Source organism: Krasilnikovia sp. MM14-A1259 (genome assembly GCF_047159535.1).
Taxonomy (GTDB): domain Bacteria; phylum Actinomycetota; class Actinomycetes; order Mycobacteriales; family Micromonosporaceae; genus Actinoplanes.
In genome coordinates this window covers 1,695,580-1,709,912 of the sequence record NZ_BAAGAJ010000002.1, presented here as the reverse complement: position 1 = coordinate 1,709,912, position 14,333 = coordinate 1,695,580, and the positions used below count along the sequence as shown (strand labels likewise).

The 14,333-nt window shown below is 71.8% G+C and carries 13 protein-coding genes; 9 read left to right on the top strand and 4 right to left on the bottom strand.

The window, feature by feature from the left end; translation table 11 throughout:
• Window positions 1-182: 182 nt before the first annotated feature.
• Both aceB and aceA read right to left on the bottom strand, forming a co-directional pair.
• Window positions 183-1,811, bottom strand: a complete 1,629-nt coding sequence (gene aceB / locus ACMCNK_RS07350; protein ID WP_412735629.1) for a malate synthase A — start codon at window positions 1,809-1,811, stop codon at window positions 183-185.
• Between the two features lies 1 nt (window position 1,812).
• Window positions 1,813-3,102 (bottom strand): isocitrate lyase, encoded by a 1,290-nt coding sequence (gene aceA, locus ACMCNK_RS07345; protein WP_412735628.1) that lies wholly within the window; start codon window positions 3,100-3,102, stop codon window positions 1,813-1,815.
• A gap of 128 nt (window positions 3,103-3,230) precedes the next feature.
• On the opposite strand from aceA, the gene ACMCNK_RS07340 reads away from it, so the two are divergent.
• The 6 genes from ACMCNK_RS07340 (at window position 3,231) to ACMCNK_RS07315 (ending at window position 8,215) form a co-directional block, all read left to right on the top strand.
• On the top strand, window positions 3,231-4,712 hold the full coding sequence (locus ACMCNK_RS07340; RefSeq protein ID WP_412735627.1) for a helix-turn-helix domain-containing protein: 1,482 nt from the start codon (window positions 3,231-3,233) through the stop codon (window positions 4,710-4,712).
• 364 nt (window positions 4,713-5,076) lie between these two features.
• Window positions 5,077-5,817: a lytic polysaccharide monooxygenase gene (locus ACMCNK_RS07335; protein ID WP_412735626.1), complete on the top strand. Its 741-nt coding sequence runs from the start codon at window positions 5,077-5,079 to the stop codon at window positions 5,815-5,817.
• 8 nt (window positions 5,818-5,825) lie between these two features.
• Window positions 5,826-6,410: a DUF305 domain-containing protein gene (locus ACMCNK_RS07330; protein ID WP_412735625.1), complete on the top strand. Its 585-nt coding sequence runs from the start codon at window positions 5,826-5,828 to the stop codon at window positions 6,408-6,410.
• Window positions 6,411-6,519: 109 nt separating this feature from the next.
• The gene (locus ACMCNK_RS07325) at window positions 6,520-7,002 is read left to right on the top strand and encodes a MarR family winged helix-turn-helix transcriptional regulator (RefSeq protein WP_412735624.1); all 483 of its coding nucleotides are present in this window, start codon (window positions 6,520-6,522) and stop codon (window positions 7,000-7,002) included.
• Between the two features lie 32 nt (window positions 7,003-7,034).
• The gene (locus tag ACMCNK_RS07320) at window positions 7,035-7,625 is read left to right on the top strand and encodes a DinB family protein (RefSeq protein ID WP_412735623.1); all 591 of its coding nucleotides are present in this window, start codon (window positions 7,035-7,037) and stop codon (window positions 7,623-7,625) included.
• A 65-nt stretch (window positions 7,626-7,690) separates the two neighbouring features.
• Window positions 7,691-8,215 (top strand): GNAT family N-acetyltransferase, encoded by a 525-nt coding sequence (locus ACMCNK_RS07315; protein WP_412735622.1) that lies wholly within the window; start codon window positions 7,691-7,693, stop codon window positions 8,213-8,215.
• A 5-nt stretch (window positions 8,216-8,220) separates the two neighbouring features.
• On the opposite strand, the gene ACMCNK_RS07310 is transcribed toward ACMCNK_RS07315, so the two are convergent.
• Complete coding sequence (locus tag ACMCNK_RS07310) at window positions 8,221-8,859, bottom strand: response regulator (protein ID WP_412735621.1); 639 nt, start codon at window positions 8,857-8,859, stop codon at window positions 8,221-8,223.
• A complete protein-coding gene (locus ACMCNK_RS07305) occupies window positions 8,856-10,031 on the bottom strand; it encodes a sensor histidine kinase (protein ID WP_412735620.1) in 1,176 nt (391 codons plus the stop codon). Before ACMCNK_RS07305 ends, ACMCNK_RS07310 begins: the two co-directional genes overlap by 4 nt.
• Before the next feature lie 155 nt (window positions 10,032-10,186).
• Between ACMCNK_RS07305 and ACMCNK_RS07300 the strand changes: the two genes are divergently transcribed.
• From ACMCNK_RS07300 to ACMCNK_RS07290, 3 genes are all read left to right on the top strand, one after another.
• Window positions 10,187-10,963 carry an ABC transporter ATP-binding protein gene (locus ACMCNK_RS07300; RefSeq protein ID WP_412735619.1) on the top strand — a complete coding sequence of 259 codons (777 nt, stop codon included), beginning with the start codon at window positions 10,187-10,189 and terminating at the stop codon, window positions 10,961-10,963.
• Window positions 10,960-13,494, top strand: coding sequence for an FtsX-like permease family protein (locus ACMCNK_RS07295; RefSeq protein WP_412735618.1), 2,535 nt, complete (start codon window positions 10,960-10,962; stop codon window positions 13,492-13,494). The genes ACMCNK_RS07300 and ACMCNK_RS07295 overlap by 4 nt, the downstream gene beginning before the upstream one ends.
• A gap of 169 nt (window positions 13,495-13,663) precedes the next feature.
• Window positions 13,664-14,302: a GNAT family N-acetyltransferase gene (locus ACMCNK_RS07290; protein ID WP_412735617.1), complete on the top strand. Its 639-nt coding sequence runs from the start codon at window positions 13,664-13,666 to the stop codon at window positions 14,300-14,302.
• Window positions 14,303-14,333: the final 31 nt, after the last annotated feature.

Here is a 14,333-nt window from a genome sequence, read left to right as displayed (position 1 = left end):
ACCTTCTGCCAATCGCCACGCCGCGCTCCCTTGCGCCGGAGTCAGCGGGCCACATGACCGCTGTGTGGCATTGACGTTAGGAAACGATTCAGGGGGCCGAATCACGGAATCGTGCCAGCCGGGGCGGGGCGGAAACGCGAAGCGGCCCGGGGGTTTCACCCCCGGGCCGCAGCTGCCACCGATCAGGCAGCTATCGCGGCGGTCTGGGTGGCGGGCGTCGCGATGCCGCCACCCATGTGCCGCAGATAAGCCGGCAGAGTCAGGAACTCCGGACACGTACGCTCACTGAGCAGCACGGTCAGCAGCGTGCGCGCCTGGCCGAACAGCCGCGCCGACTCCTCGTCCAGTGCCCCGGTCTCGCTGAGCACGTCGAGCTCCTCGCGCAGGAACCGCATCACCAGGCCCGCCGTGACCGGCACGCCGTAGTCGGTGGGGGTGCCCTGCGCGATCCACTGCCACAGCTGGGCCCGGCAGATCTCCGCCGTGGCGGCGTCCTCCATCAGGCCGTTCAGCGCGACCGCGCCCCGCCCGCCCAGCCAGGCCGCGACGTAGCGCAGCGCGACGCTGACCGACGTACGCAACGCCACCTCGCTGACCGCGACCGTGCCGAACCGGACGTCGAGCAGCTGCTCCGCGGTGACGTGCACGTCGTCGCGGCGCCGCACGACCTGGTTCGGCTCGTGGCCGAGCCACTGGTCGAAGACCTCCTTGCACGTCTCCACCAGGCCGGGGTGGGCCACCCACGAGCCGTCGAAGCCGTCGCCGACCTCGCGCCGCTTGTCCTGCCGGACCTGGTTGAGCGCGCGCTTGGCGGCCACCGGGTCACGGCTGGGCACGACCGCGGCCATACCGCCGATCGCGTGGGCCCCGCGCCGGTGGCAGGTGCGCACGAGCAGTTCCGTGTACGCCCGCATGAACGGCGCGGTCATGGTCACCTGGGCACGGTCCGGCAGGACCACGTCCGGGCGGTTCTTGATCATGCTGAACAGGTAGTCCCACCGGCCCGCGTTCAGGCCGGCCGAGTGTTCGCGCAGCTCGTAGAGGATCTCTTCCATCTCGAACGCTGCCGTGATCGTCTCGATGAGCACCGTCGCGCGGATCGTGCCGCGGGCGATGCCCAGCCGCTCCTGGGCGAAGACGAACACGTCGTTCCAGAGGCGGGCCTCCAGGTGACTTTCCAGCTTCGGCAGGTAGAAGTACGGCCCTGAGCCCCGGTCGAGCTGCTTCTGGCCGCAGTGGAACAGGTACATGCCGAAGTCGAACAGCGACGCCGACACCGCCCGCCCGCCGATGCGCACGTGGCACTCCGGCAGGTGCCACCCGCGCGGGCGCACCATGATGGTCGGCAAGGTCTCGCCGACCTTGTACTCCTTGCCGTCCGAGGCGGTGAAGTCGATCTTTCCGTCCAGCGCGTCCTTCAGGTTGAGCTGGCCGGTGATGACGTTGTCCCAGGTCGGTGCGGTGGCGTCCTCGAAGTCGGCCATCCACACCTTGGCACCGGAGTTGAGCGCGTTGACGGTCATCTTGCGCTCCGGCGGACCGGTGATCTCGACCCGGCGGTCGGTCAGGTCCGGCACCGGCGGAGCCACCTGCCACGACTCGTCATCGCGGATGACCTTCGTGGACGGCAGGAAGTCGAGCTCCGTGGTGCGGGTTGCCCGGCGCCGGCGGCGCCGGTCCAGAAGCTGGACCCGGCGCGCGCCGAACTCACGATCCAGGGCGACGACGAAGTCGATCGCTTCCGGAGTCAGGATCTCTGTGTACCGGCCCTCGGCGGAGCCGGTGATCGTGATCTCCTCCTGGGTACGCATGTCAGAACTGCTCTTCCTCAGTGGAGCCCGACAGCGCGGTGGTGGAGGAGTCCGGGTTCAGCGCGGTGGAGACCGCGTCGAAGTACCCGGTGCCGACCTCCGCCTGGTGCTTGGTGGCGGTGTAGCCGATCGCCTCGTTGGCGAACTCCGCCTCCTGCAGCTTCACGTACGCGCTCATGCCGGTCTCGGAGTAGCCCTTGGCCAGCTCGAACATCGAGTGGTTGAGGGCGTGGAAGCCGGCCAGCGTGACGAACTGGAACTTGTAGCCCATCGCGCCGAGCTCGCGCTGGAACTTGGCGATGGTGTCGTCGTCGAGGTTGCGCTTCCAGTTGAACGACGGCGAGCAGTTGTACGACAGCATCTTGCCGGGGTGCTCCTTGTGCACCGCCTCGGCGAACTGCCGCGCGAACTCCAGGTCCGGGGTGCCGGTCTCGACCCAGATCAGGTCGCAGTAGTCGGCGTACGCGAGGCCACGGGCGATGGCCGCCTCGGGGCCGCTGCGGACCCGGAAGAAGCCCTCCGCGGTGCGCTCGCCGGTGACGAACGGCTTGTCGCGCTCGTCCACGTCCGTGGTGAGCAGGTCCGCGCCGAGCGCGTCGGTACGGGCGATGATCAGCGACGGGACGCCGCAGACGTCGGCGGCCAGACGCGCCGCGTTCAGCGTACGGATGTGCTGCGCGGTCGGGATGAGCACCTTGCCGCCGAGGTGGCCGCACTTCTTCTCCGACGCGAGCTGGTCCTCCCAGTGCACGCCCGCGGCACCGGCCGCGATCATGCCCTTCATCAGCTCGAACGCGTTGAGCGGGCCGCCGAAGCCGGCCTCCGCGTCGGCCACGATCGGGGCGAGCCAGTCACGCTCGTCGCGACCCGCGGCGTGGTCGATCTGGTCCGCCCGCAGCAGGGCGTTGTTGATGCGCCGCACGACCGCGGGCACCGAGTTCGCCGGGTAGAGGCTCTGGTCCGGGTACGTGTGCCCGGAGAGGTTCGCGTCCGCGGCCACCTGCCAGCCGGACAGGTAGATCGCCTTGAGCCCGGCGCGGACCATCTGGACCGCCTGGCCGCCGGTGAGTGCGCCCAGCGCGTTGATGTAGTCCTCGTTGTGCAGCAGATCCCAGAGCCGGCGGGCGCCCCGCTCGGCCAGCGTGTGCTGTTCCTGGACGGTGCCCCGCAGCTTCACCACGTCCTGCGCGGTGTAGCTGCGCTTGACGCCCAGCCAACGGGGATCGCCGGCCCACGCCCGAGTGAGGTCCGCGGCGGTACCGCCCCTGGCTTCGGTCGACTGATCGCTCATCAGATGGTTCCTTTCCCGTGTTTCTTCCTGCTGATCGGTGGAAGAACTCGACTGTTGCGCACCGCGCAAGCCCTGAAGAAGGCTGATGTGAGGAGAAGAAGCGAAGAAATTCTGCTACCGTGAAACGCGTGTCCGCTTCGCCTCTCACCAACGCCTCCGCGGCCCCTGCGCCGGACGGTCAAGTTGATCTCGTCACACTCGGCCAGCGCCTGCGTCACCTGCGCCGCGCCAAGGGCATGACCCTCGATCAGCTCAGCGCCGCCGTGGGCCGTGCCCCGTCACAGCTCTCGCTCATCGAGAACGGCAAACGCGAACCCAAGCTCAGCGTGCTGCAGGCGATCGCCGCCGCGCTCGGGGTGGGCGTGCAGGACCTGCTGCGCCCCGAGGCGCCCAGCCGCCGCGCCGGGCTGGAGATCGAGCTGGCCCACTTCCAGCGCCAGAGCGCGTACGGTGCGCTCGGCCTGCCCGTGGTGCGCGGCGGCCGGCGGCTGCCCGCGGACGCCCTGGAATCGCTGATCGGCCTGCACCGCGAGCTGACCCGCCTGCTCACCGAACAGAGCGCCACCCCCGAGGTGGCCCGCCGCGCCAACCAGCAGCTACGCGCCGACATGCGCCGGCGCGACAACTACTTCCCCGAGATCGAGCAGGCCGCGGCCCGGGTCCTGGAGTCCGTGCGGAACACCACCGGGCCGCTGTCGCAGCGCGGCATCCTGGACATCGCGGAACAGCTCGGCTTCACCCTGAACTACGTCAGTGACCTGCCCGGCTCCACCCGTTCCATCACCGACCTGCGCAACCGGCGCATCTACCTGCCGCAGGTGGCCAGCGGCAAGGGCCACGACCCGCGCGCGGTCGTGCTGCAGACACTCGGGCACTTCGTGCTCGGCCACCCCGAGCCCGCCGACTTCGGCGACTTCCTGCGCCAGCGGGTCGAGGCGAACTACTTCGCCGCGGCGCTGCTGATGCCGGAGAAGTTCGCGGTCGACTTCCTGGCCGCCGCCAAGGCCGACAAGGCCCTCGCGATCGACGACTTCCGCGACGCGTTCGGGGTGTCGTACGAGACCGCGGCGCACCGGTTCACCAACCTCGTGACCCACCACTTCGGCATCCCGGTGCACTTCACCCGGGTGCACGAGAGCGGCACCATCTACAAGGCGTACGAGAACGACAACGTGCGCTTCCCGTCGGACGTGACCGGGGCGATCGAGGGTCAGCACGCCTGCCGCAAGTGGGCGTCGCGCACGGTGTTCCAGGCCGACGACCCGTACTCGTCGTTCTACCAGTTCACCGACACCGCGTCCGGGACGTACTGGTGCACGGTGCACATCGAATCGACGCGCTCGGGGGAGTTCTCCGTGACCGTGGGGACGCCGTACGAGCACGCCCGCTGGTTCCGCGGCGGCGACACCACCCGGCGTACCGTCTCGACCTGCCCGGATCCGCGCTGCTGCCGGCGGCCCCCGGCGGAGCTGGTGGAGCGCTGGGCCGGGCACGCGTGGCCCAGCGCGCGGGTGCACGCGCATCTGCTGGCCGCGCTGCCGCCGGGCACGTTCCCCGGCGTCGACGCCCAGGACGTGTACGAGTTCCTGCAGCGCCGTTCTGTGAGCTGAGCCGACGGCCGGTCGGGCCGGGTCGGAAGATCACGCCGGGATGCTCGTGGGATCTCAGGGCCTCGTCGATGAACATGTTGGCCACGGACGACGTAGTCGACCCTGGCCAGATTGTGAACGCGCTCTCCCGGCGGGTGGCCCAGAAATGCCCCTCATCCTGCGGTGGGGCCTCATATTGAAAATCTTGATTAGGTGTCTTTACTGTTAACACTCTTTAACTTATGTTGAGCGGACAGTCGACGGCGTGTCCCCACATCGGCCGGTCGGCTCCGGAACCATCCCCAACCCCTTGCTGTGGCGGGCCGTCCCCAGCCCGGTCCGCCGACCCCACAGAAGCCGTCCCCCGACGCGCAAGGAGTGCTCCATGAGACGCCGGATCGCCCTACCCCTGCTGACCGTCGGCACGGTCGTCACGTCGTTCTTCATCGCCGTGGCGCCCGCCTCCGCGCACGGATACATCTCGTCGCCGCCCAGCCGCCAGGCCAACTGCGCCAGCGGCGCGGTCGCCAACTGCGGCGACATCATCTACGAACCGCAGAGCGTCGAAGCCCCCAAGGGCTCCATGCAGTGCAATGGCGGCGGCAGCCGCTTCGCCGTCCTCAACGACAACAGCAAGAACTGGCCCGCGGCCTCCGTCGGGCAGACCGTCACGTTCAACTGGGTCTACACCGCCCGGCACGCCACCGCCAACTGGGAGTACTTCATCGGCACCACCCTGCTGGCCTCGTTCAACGGTGGGGGAGCGCAGCCCGGCGCCACCACGACGCACACGGTCAGCATGAAGGGCTTCACCGGGCGCCAGACCCTGCTCGCCCGGTGGAACATCGCCGACACGGCGAACGCCTTCTACTCCTGTGTGGACCTGAACATCGGCGGGGGCTCCACGCCACCGCCCACCACGCCGCCGACGACCCCGCCGACCAGCTCACCGACGACCCCGCCCACGACCACGCCACCGGCGGGTGGCACCTGGGCCGCCGGGACCGCGTACGCGGTCGGGGCGGTCGTCACGTACGGCGGGGCGTCGTACCGGTGCCGGCAGGCGCACACCGCCCTGGCCGGCTGGGAACCGCCGAACGCGCCCGCGCTGTGGGAACTCATCTGAACCCCCGGGTGGGTCCACGACCACGGGTGTGGACCCACCCGGCATTCCGGGGGCTCGTGGTGCTGCTCGCCGCCCTCACGCTCGGCGGGTGCCGCCCGGCCGCCCCGGCCGCCCCTGCGCCGCGGACCGTCACCGGCAACGCGACCGACGTCATGTTCCTGCAGATGAGTCTCGCGTACGCGGATCAGGGCACGCAGGTGGCGCAGATCGCCGAGCAGCGCGCCACCGACCCGCGGGTGCGGGCGCTCGGCGCCCGGCTGCGTACCGAATGGGATGCCGAGTCCGGGACGATGCGGCGCTGGCTGCTCGGCTGGCAGCAGCCGATCACCCCCGACCCGAGCGACGGGGCCCATGCCGGACACGGCGATCTGCATTCCTTGCGCCCCGCGGACATCGCGGAACTGCGCGCGGCCCGGCCCGCCGACCTCGACCGGACCGCGCTGACGCTACTCGTCGGCCACCTGCACAACTGCGTGGCGGTGAGCCGGATGGAATCCGCGGGCGGCGGGTATCCGCCCGCACGGGATCTCGCGACGACCATCACCCAGACCCGCCAGGAGGAGATCCGCCAGATGCTGCAGCTCGTGGCGTGACGCTCGTGCGTGACCTCGTGGCGTGCCCGACTGCATCGAGCGCCGGACAGGCACGGCGTGACCCGATCGGGTGAACTTGAAGCTTCAAGACCGGCCTACACTGGGAGCCGTGAGCGCCGCCCCCGCCGACCCGCCGCGCTGGCTCGACCCCGCCGAGCTCGGCTCCTGGCTGCCGATCGGTGGCCTGCTGCTGCGCCTGCCCGCCGCACTGGACACCCAGATGCAGCGCGACTCCGGCCTGAGCCACTTCGAGTACCTGGTGCTGGCGAGCCTGTCCGAGGCACCGGGGCGTACCCGCCGCATGAGTGCCCTGGCCGCCCTGGCCAACGGCTCGCTGTCGCGGCTGTCGCACGTCGTCAAGCGCCTGGAGACCCGCGGCTGGGTGACCCGGGCGGCCTGCCCTGAGGACGGCCGCTACACCAACGCGGTGCTCACGGACGCGGGGTGGGACAAGGTCGTGGCCAGCGCGCCCGGGCACGTGCAGATCGTCCGTACGCTGATCCTCGACGCCCTGACCGACGCCGAGCTGGACCAGCTCGGCGACATGGCGCGGCGCATCCTCGCCCGCCTCGACGCCACGCCGGAGAGCTGACCCTGTCGTACCCGTGGGGAAGACTGGCGGGCATGGCTGATCTGAGTGACCCGAAGACTGCGCTGCACCACTATCTCCGCACGACGCGCGACGATCTGATCTGGAAACTCGACGGGCTGAGCGAACGCGAGGCCAGACTGCCCCGCACCGACACCGGCAACAATCTGCTGGGAGTCGTCAAGCACTGCCTCAACGTCGAAGCCGGCTACTTCGGGCCCACCTTCGGACGCGAGTTCCCGACCCCGGGGGAACTGGTACCCATGTCGGCGTACGAACAGGATCCGCAGGCGGACTGGTACGCATCGGAGGGTGAGACGAAGGACGGGCTGATCGACCTCTATCGCCGGGTCGGGGCGTTCGCGGATCAGACGATCGCACAGCTGCCGCTCGACGCGCCCGGGCAGGTGCCCTGGTGGCGGCCGGGGGAGCGGACCGTCACCTTGCAGCGGATCATCGTCCACGTGATCTGCGACCTCGCCCGGCACGCCGGGCACGCGGACATCATGCGCGAGCAGCACGACGGGGCGGTCGGCTGGCAACGGGAGGATTCCAACATCCCGCGCGGATACGACTGGCCCGCGTACGTCACCAAGCTGACCAAGCTCGCCGACCGGTTCGAGTAGCCGGCCCCGTGGTCGGCTTCCGAAACCGCTGGCCCGGGGGTGTGCGGCGCGGCTAGCGTCGGCGCATGCCCGAGCTGATCACGCCCACCACCCGGCTGCACCGCGCCTGGCTCGACGCGCGCGACGACTGGGGCCGTGGGGTCCACCAGGACGGCTCGGGCCTGCACCCCGACGACGACGTCGACTCGCCTGACGGCTTCGCCGCCTGGGTGGCCCGGCTGTGCCGTTCCGCCGACCCGGCCGTCGAGCAGGAACCGGGCCGCGTGCACTGCACGTACTGGTGGATCGTCGAGGACGGCACCGTGCTCGGCGCGATCGCGCTGCGCCACGTGCTCAACGACTTCCTGCTGCGCGCCGGCGGCCACATCGGCTACGGGATCCGGCCCGCTGCCCGGCGCCGCGGGCTCGCCGCGTTCGCGCTGGGCGAGGTGTTGCGGCACGCCAAGCAGCTCGGCCTCGACCGGGTGCTGATCACCTGCAACGTCGACAACGAGGCGTCGCGGCGCACCATCGAACGCCACGGCGGCGTCCAGGAGGACGTGCGCGACACCGAGTTGGGCCGGATCCGCCGGTACTGGATCACGCTGTAGCGGGCTCAGCCCACCAGGCGGCGCTCCCACACCCACGCCGCGATCTCCACCCGGTTCCGGGCGCCGAGCTTGGTCTGGACGCTGCCCAGGTGCGTCTTGACCGTGCCCACCGAGATGAACAGCTGGGTGGCGATCTCCGCGTTGGTCAGGCCCCGCGCGGCGAGCTTCACCACGTCCAGTTCCCGCGGGGACAGGCCGCCGTCGTCGCCGGTGGGCGTGGGCGGGCTCAGGTGCTCCAGCAGCCGTACCGTGATCGACGGGCTGATCAGCGCGTCGCCCGAGATCGCCGCGCGGACCGCCTCCACGAGCAGGGCGGGGCCGGAGTCCTTCAGCAGGAAGCCGCATGCGCCGTTGCGCAGCGCGGTGTGCACGTACTCGTCCAGGTCGAACGTCGTGACGACGACCACCTTGACCGGCTCCGCGACGCCGGGCCCGGCGAGCAGCCGCAGCGCTTCCAGGCCATCCATCTTCGGCATCCGGATGTCGAACAGGGCGACGTCCGGCTTGAGCCGTCGGGCCAGCGCGACCGCCTCGACCCCGTCGGCGGCCTCACCGATCACCTCCATGTCGGGTTGCGCCCCGATGATCATCCCGAAGCCCGTGCGGACCATGGCCTGGTCGTCGGCGATCAGTACCCGGATCACTTCGTCACCTCCTGCAGCACCGGCAGGGCCGCGTCGACCACCCAGCCGCCGTCGATGCCCGGCCCGGCGGTGATGCGCCCGCCGACCGCGCGGACCCGTTCGGTCAGGCCCACGAGACCGTACCCCGGGCGTTCCCGCGGCATCGTGGGCCGCGGCGCTGCGCCGTCGTTGGCCACCCGGACCAGCAACCATTCCGGGGTACGGCGGATCCACACGTCCGCCACCCGCGCCCCCCGCGCGTGCTGGCGGATGTTCGTCAGCGCCTCCATCACCACCCGGTACGCCGAGGTCGACACCTCGACCGGCAGCCCGGTGATGTCCCCGTCGACGTGCAGCCGCGCCAGGGTGCCGCCGGAGCTGCTGAACTGCTCCAGCAACGGGCCCAGCTCCGTCACCCCGGCCAGCGGTGTCAGCGGGGCGTCCGGGCTGGCGTTCGGGTCGCGCAGCACGCCGACCATCCGCCGCATCGACGCCATGGTCTCCGCGCCTGCCTGCTCGATCTGTTCCAGCGCCAGCAGCACCCGCTGCGGGTCCTGCTCCGCGATGAACCGGGCCCCCTGCGCCTGCACCACGATGCCGGTCACGTGGTGGGCGATGAAGTCGTGCAGGTCCCGGGCGAACTCGGCGCGCTGCTCCGCCCGTACGGTGTCCATCGCCCGCTGCCGGGTGGACTCGATCGTGCGCAGGTACACCCCGCCGCCGATCGCCGCGGTCGACACCAGCGCCAGCATCAGCCCGGCGATGACGTACTCGGCGTTGAGCCCGCCGCGCAGCGGCAGCAGGCCGACCGCGACGACCGTGACCACCACCGCGGCCACCGCCCACTGCGCCTCGCCGCGGCGGCTCACCACGTACAGGGTGCCGAGCAGGCCCAGCGACTCGGCGATGCCGAAGCTGCCCTGGGTCGGGCCGGAGATCGCGACCATGAACGTCACCAGCAGCGAGAACCCGGCGACCAGCATTGCGACTTTCGGCAGACGCGTCGAGCCCTGCTTGTGCCGGGGCAGCCACACCGCGGCGGTCGCCATCGCGGACAGGATCTGCAGCAGGACGACGTCACCGGAGCCCGCCATGCCCGCGCTGATGTCGAACAGCCCGAGCACCGCCATCAGGCCCAGCAGGGCGAGCTGGCCGAGGCGGAACAGCACGTTCCGGTTTTGTTGCGTCAACATCGTGACCCAGCGTAGTTGGCGCCGGACGGGCCCTTCATCGGCCGAAAGGCAGACCCGGCATCGCCCCAGGTCCCGGCTGCGGGCCGATGCGGATGTTGATCCATGTCGAACAGGATGCTCCCCAGCTTCCGATCCCGAGCGAAGAGGACTCCACGATGAGAACGCAGTTCCCGGCCGCCGCGTCGATGCCGGCGGACACCACCAGCGCCGCGGTCGCGGCCGTCGACCTGGTGAAGGTGTACGGCAGCGGCGACACCGCCGTACGGGCGCTCGACGGTGTCACCGTGGGCTTCGCCCGGGCCGCGTTCACCGCCATCATGGGCCCGTCCGGCTCCGGCAAGTCCACGCTGATGCACTGCCTGGCCGGGCTGGACACCGCCACCTCCGGGCGCGCGCTGCTCGGCGGCACCGACCTCACCGCGCAGCCGGACCGGGTGCTCACGAAGGTGCGCCGCGAGCGGATCGGGTTCGTCTTCCAGTCGTTCAACCTGCTGCCACAACTGACCGCGGAACAGAACATCACGCTGCCGCTCGATCTCGCGGGCCGCCGCGCCGAGCGGGGCCTGCTGCAGCACCTCGTCGACGTGCTGGGCATCGGGGCCCGCCTCGGGCACCGGCCCAGCGAGCTGTCCGGTGGCCAGCAGCAGCGGGTTGCGCTGGCCCGGGCGCTGGTGTCGCGGCCCGAGGTGGTGTTCGCCGACGAGCCGACCGGCAACCTGGACTCCCGGTCCGGCGCCGAGGTGCTGGCGTTCCTGCGCAACTCGGTCCGCGAGCTGGGGCAGACCATCGTCATGGTCACGCACGACCCGGCCGCCGCGGCGTACGCGGACCGCGTCGTGCTGCTCGCCGACGGCCGGGTGGCCGGGGAGATCGACCGGCCGGACCGGGCCAGCGTCGCCGAGGCGCTGCACTCGCTGGGCGGCACCCGATGAGGGCGGTGCTGCGTACGCAGCTCGGCGGGGTGGCCCGCCGACCCGCCCGGCTGCTGCTCACCGGCCTGGCCATGCTCGTCGCGTCGTTCGTGGTGTACGCGACCGTGCTGGCCCAGCAGATCACGCTGCGCACCGCGCTGGACAACCTCAGCGGCACCCCCGCTGCCGTCGACCTGGTCGTCGACACCCCGAACACGGAGAATGCCGTTCCGATCAGCACCGCCCAGCTCGCCAAGATCAAATCGGTGCCGGGGGTGGCCGAGGCGGTCGGCCGGGTCGAGACCGGCGGCGAGATCGGCGGCCAGTACCTGAGCCTGGTCGGCGACCCCGGCAGCGGGGCCCTGTCCGTCGTCCACGTCACCCAGGGCCGGTACCCGGCCGCGCCGAACGAGATCGCGGTGACCCCGCGCACGGCCAGCCGCATGGGTCTGCCCGTCGGCACCAAGCTCGGGCTGAAGGTGTACGGCGCGGACGACAAGCAGAAGACCGTGAACCTGACCGTCGTCGGCCTGGTCGGCACCGCGGACGACTTCGGCTCGACCGGGTACGCGCCGCCGAGCGAAGTGTCCACGCTGACCGGCGGAAACACCGTCCAGAAGGTCGACGTCCGGCTCGCCGCGGGCGCCGACGCCGACGCCGTACGGGCAGCCATCGCCGCGACCGGTGGCAAGCAGGCGCCCAACGTACGCACCGGAGCGGACGTGCGCCTCGCCGAGGCGCAGGCGGCCGCCTCGGACCTGAACGCGCTGTTCGCCGTCGTGGCCATGTTCATCGCCATCGCGGTGGCCGCGGCCGGGCTCGTCGCCGCGTCCACGTTCCGGATCGTGTTCGCCCAGCGGATGCGCCAGCTCGCACTGCTGCGCGCGGTCGGCGCCGGACGCGGCACGCTGGTCCGCGCACTGGCCGCGGAAGGCGCGCTGACCGGCCTGGCCGCGGGCGTCACCGGCGTGCTCGGGGCGCTGGCGCTGGGCTACGCGGTGCCGCCGATCCTGCGGCTGTTCGACATCACGGTCGCCGGGCCCGGCCTGCCGGTGCTGCCCGCGCTGGGCGTGATCGCGCTGGCCGTGTTCGTCACGCTGCTGGCCGTCATCGCACCCGCGGCTTCGGCCGCCCGGGTCGCGCCGCTGGAGGCGCTGCGGGCGGCGAGCACCACCGCGGGCAAGCACGGCATCGGCAAGCTGCGCTGGGCGTTCGGGCTGCTGCTGGTCGCGGGGGCGGCGCTGTCCGCCGCGTACGTGGCCACGCACCTGCCCGGCCGCGACACCAAGGACTACCGGCCCGACATGATGCTGCTGGTCATCGTGCTCTCCGGTGCGCTCGCGTTCTTCGCGCTGATCGCACTGGGCCCGGTGCTGATGCGGCCCGTGCTGGCCGCGGTCGGCCTGCCGCTTCGCCGCCTCGGCCCGACCGGCCGGCTCGCGGTCGGCGGGGTCGGCGGCGCCACCCGCCGCGCCGCGGCCGTGTCCGTGGTGGTCGCGCTCGGGGTCACGCTCATCGCCGGGGTGGTGGTCGGCGGGGCGTCCGTGCGGGTGCTCGCCGACCGCGAACTCGCCTCGTCCGCCCCGGCCGACTTCGAACTGACCGCGGGCGACGGCGCCAGCCTGCCCGCGGATCTGGTCAGCCGGGCCGCCGCCAGCCCGCAACTGCGGCACACCACCACGTACCGGCGGCTCAACGACCTGCAGCTCGGGTCCGCGGCGTCGCAGTTCGACGCGAACGACCTCGACATCGCCGCACTGCCGGTGCTGAGCAAGATCGACGTCTCGGAGGGTTCCCTGGCCGCCGTGCGTCCCGGGAGCATCGCGGTGTCGGGCTGGGCCCGCGACGAAGCCCACGTGCAGCTCGGCGACCGCGTCGACGTGAGCACCGGCAAGGGCAAGCACAAGGTGAGCCTCACGGTCGCGGCGATCCTGCCGGGATCCATCCCGCTGGGCTCCAGCGTGCTGCTCAACCGCAGCGACATGGACAAACTCGGCGCCCCCGCCCAGGCGTCCGGCCTGCTGGCCGACGCGGCACAGGCGGGCGAGGACGGCCGTACGGCCGGGCAGCAGGCGCTGCGCCAGCTCATGGACAACCGGACCGGGCTCGGGCTGAACGTCCTGGCGGACCAGCGGGACCAGGAGAACCAGGCGCTCGACGCGGTACTGGCCGTCGCGTTGGGGCTGATCGGGCTGACCGTACTGATCGCGGTCGTCGGCGTCGGCACCACGGTCGCGCTGTCCGTGGTCGAACGGGCCCGCGAGTCCGGGCTGCTGCGCGCGATCGGGCTGACCCGTGGCGGCCTGCGCACCATGCTCACCACCGAGTCCGGCCTGTACGGCGTGATCGGTGCGGTGCTCGGCCTGCTGCTCGGCGTGCCGTACGCATGGCTGGCGGTCAAGGCGCTCGGCGTGAACGCGCCGCTGCGTCTGCCGGTGCTGCAACTGCTGGCCGTGTTCGGTGTGCTGGTGCTGTTCACCGCGCTGGCCGGAGTGCTGCCCGCCCGGCGGGCGGCGCGGGTCAGCCCGGTCGCCGCGCTCGGCACCGAGTAGAACCGCCGCGGCGGCGCCGGGCCGGTCGGCCGCCCGACACCGGCCGCCCGGCACCGACGCCGCCGCGGCGCACCGACGCGCGGGCCACGCCGATCGAAACCCCGGCGTGGCCCGCGCGTCTTTCCCAAACCGGTGGTGCGCGGCCGCCCCGGCCGCCATGCTCGCCAGCATGACGATGCCGGACTGGCCGCTGTTCGGGATCCGGCTCACCTGCCGGGCCGCCACCCTCCAGCCGGTCCGCGAACAGGACCTGCCCGAGCTCGCGGACGCGCTGCCGAGCGACGTCGGGCACGACCCTCGGCTGGAGCTGTTCGACGACCAGTCCGCGGCGCAGAACGAACGCCGCCTGTTCTGCCAGGGCTACTGGCGGGCGCTGGGCACCTGGTCGCCGTCGTCGTGGGTGCTGCACCTCGCGGTGCGGCACGCGGGGGCGCTGGTGGGGGTGCAGACGCTGGAGGGCGACGACTTCGCGGTCATGCGTACGGTCGACACCGCCTCCTGGCTGGTGCCGTCCGCCCGTGGACGCGGGCTGGGGGTGGCGATGCGGATGGCCGTGCTGGGGCTCGCGTTCGACCATCTCGGCGCGCTGGCCGCGGTGAGTTCCGCGGTGGTGACCAACGCCGCGTCGCTCGGGGTGTCCCGGCGCATCGGCTACCGCGACAACGGCCGGGGCTTCGTGGCGGAGACGACCGGCCGGGCCGAGCTGCAGCACCTGCGGCTGACCGTGGACGCGTGGCGGTCGGCGGGGCACGGCCGGGAGGTGACCGCCGCCGGGGTCGAGCCGTGCCGCCGGTGGTTCGGGGCATGAGCTGGGTCACCTAGTCTGTTCGGTCCATTCG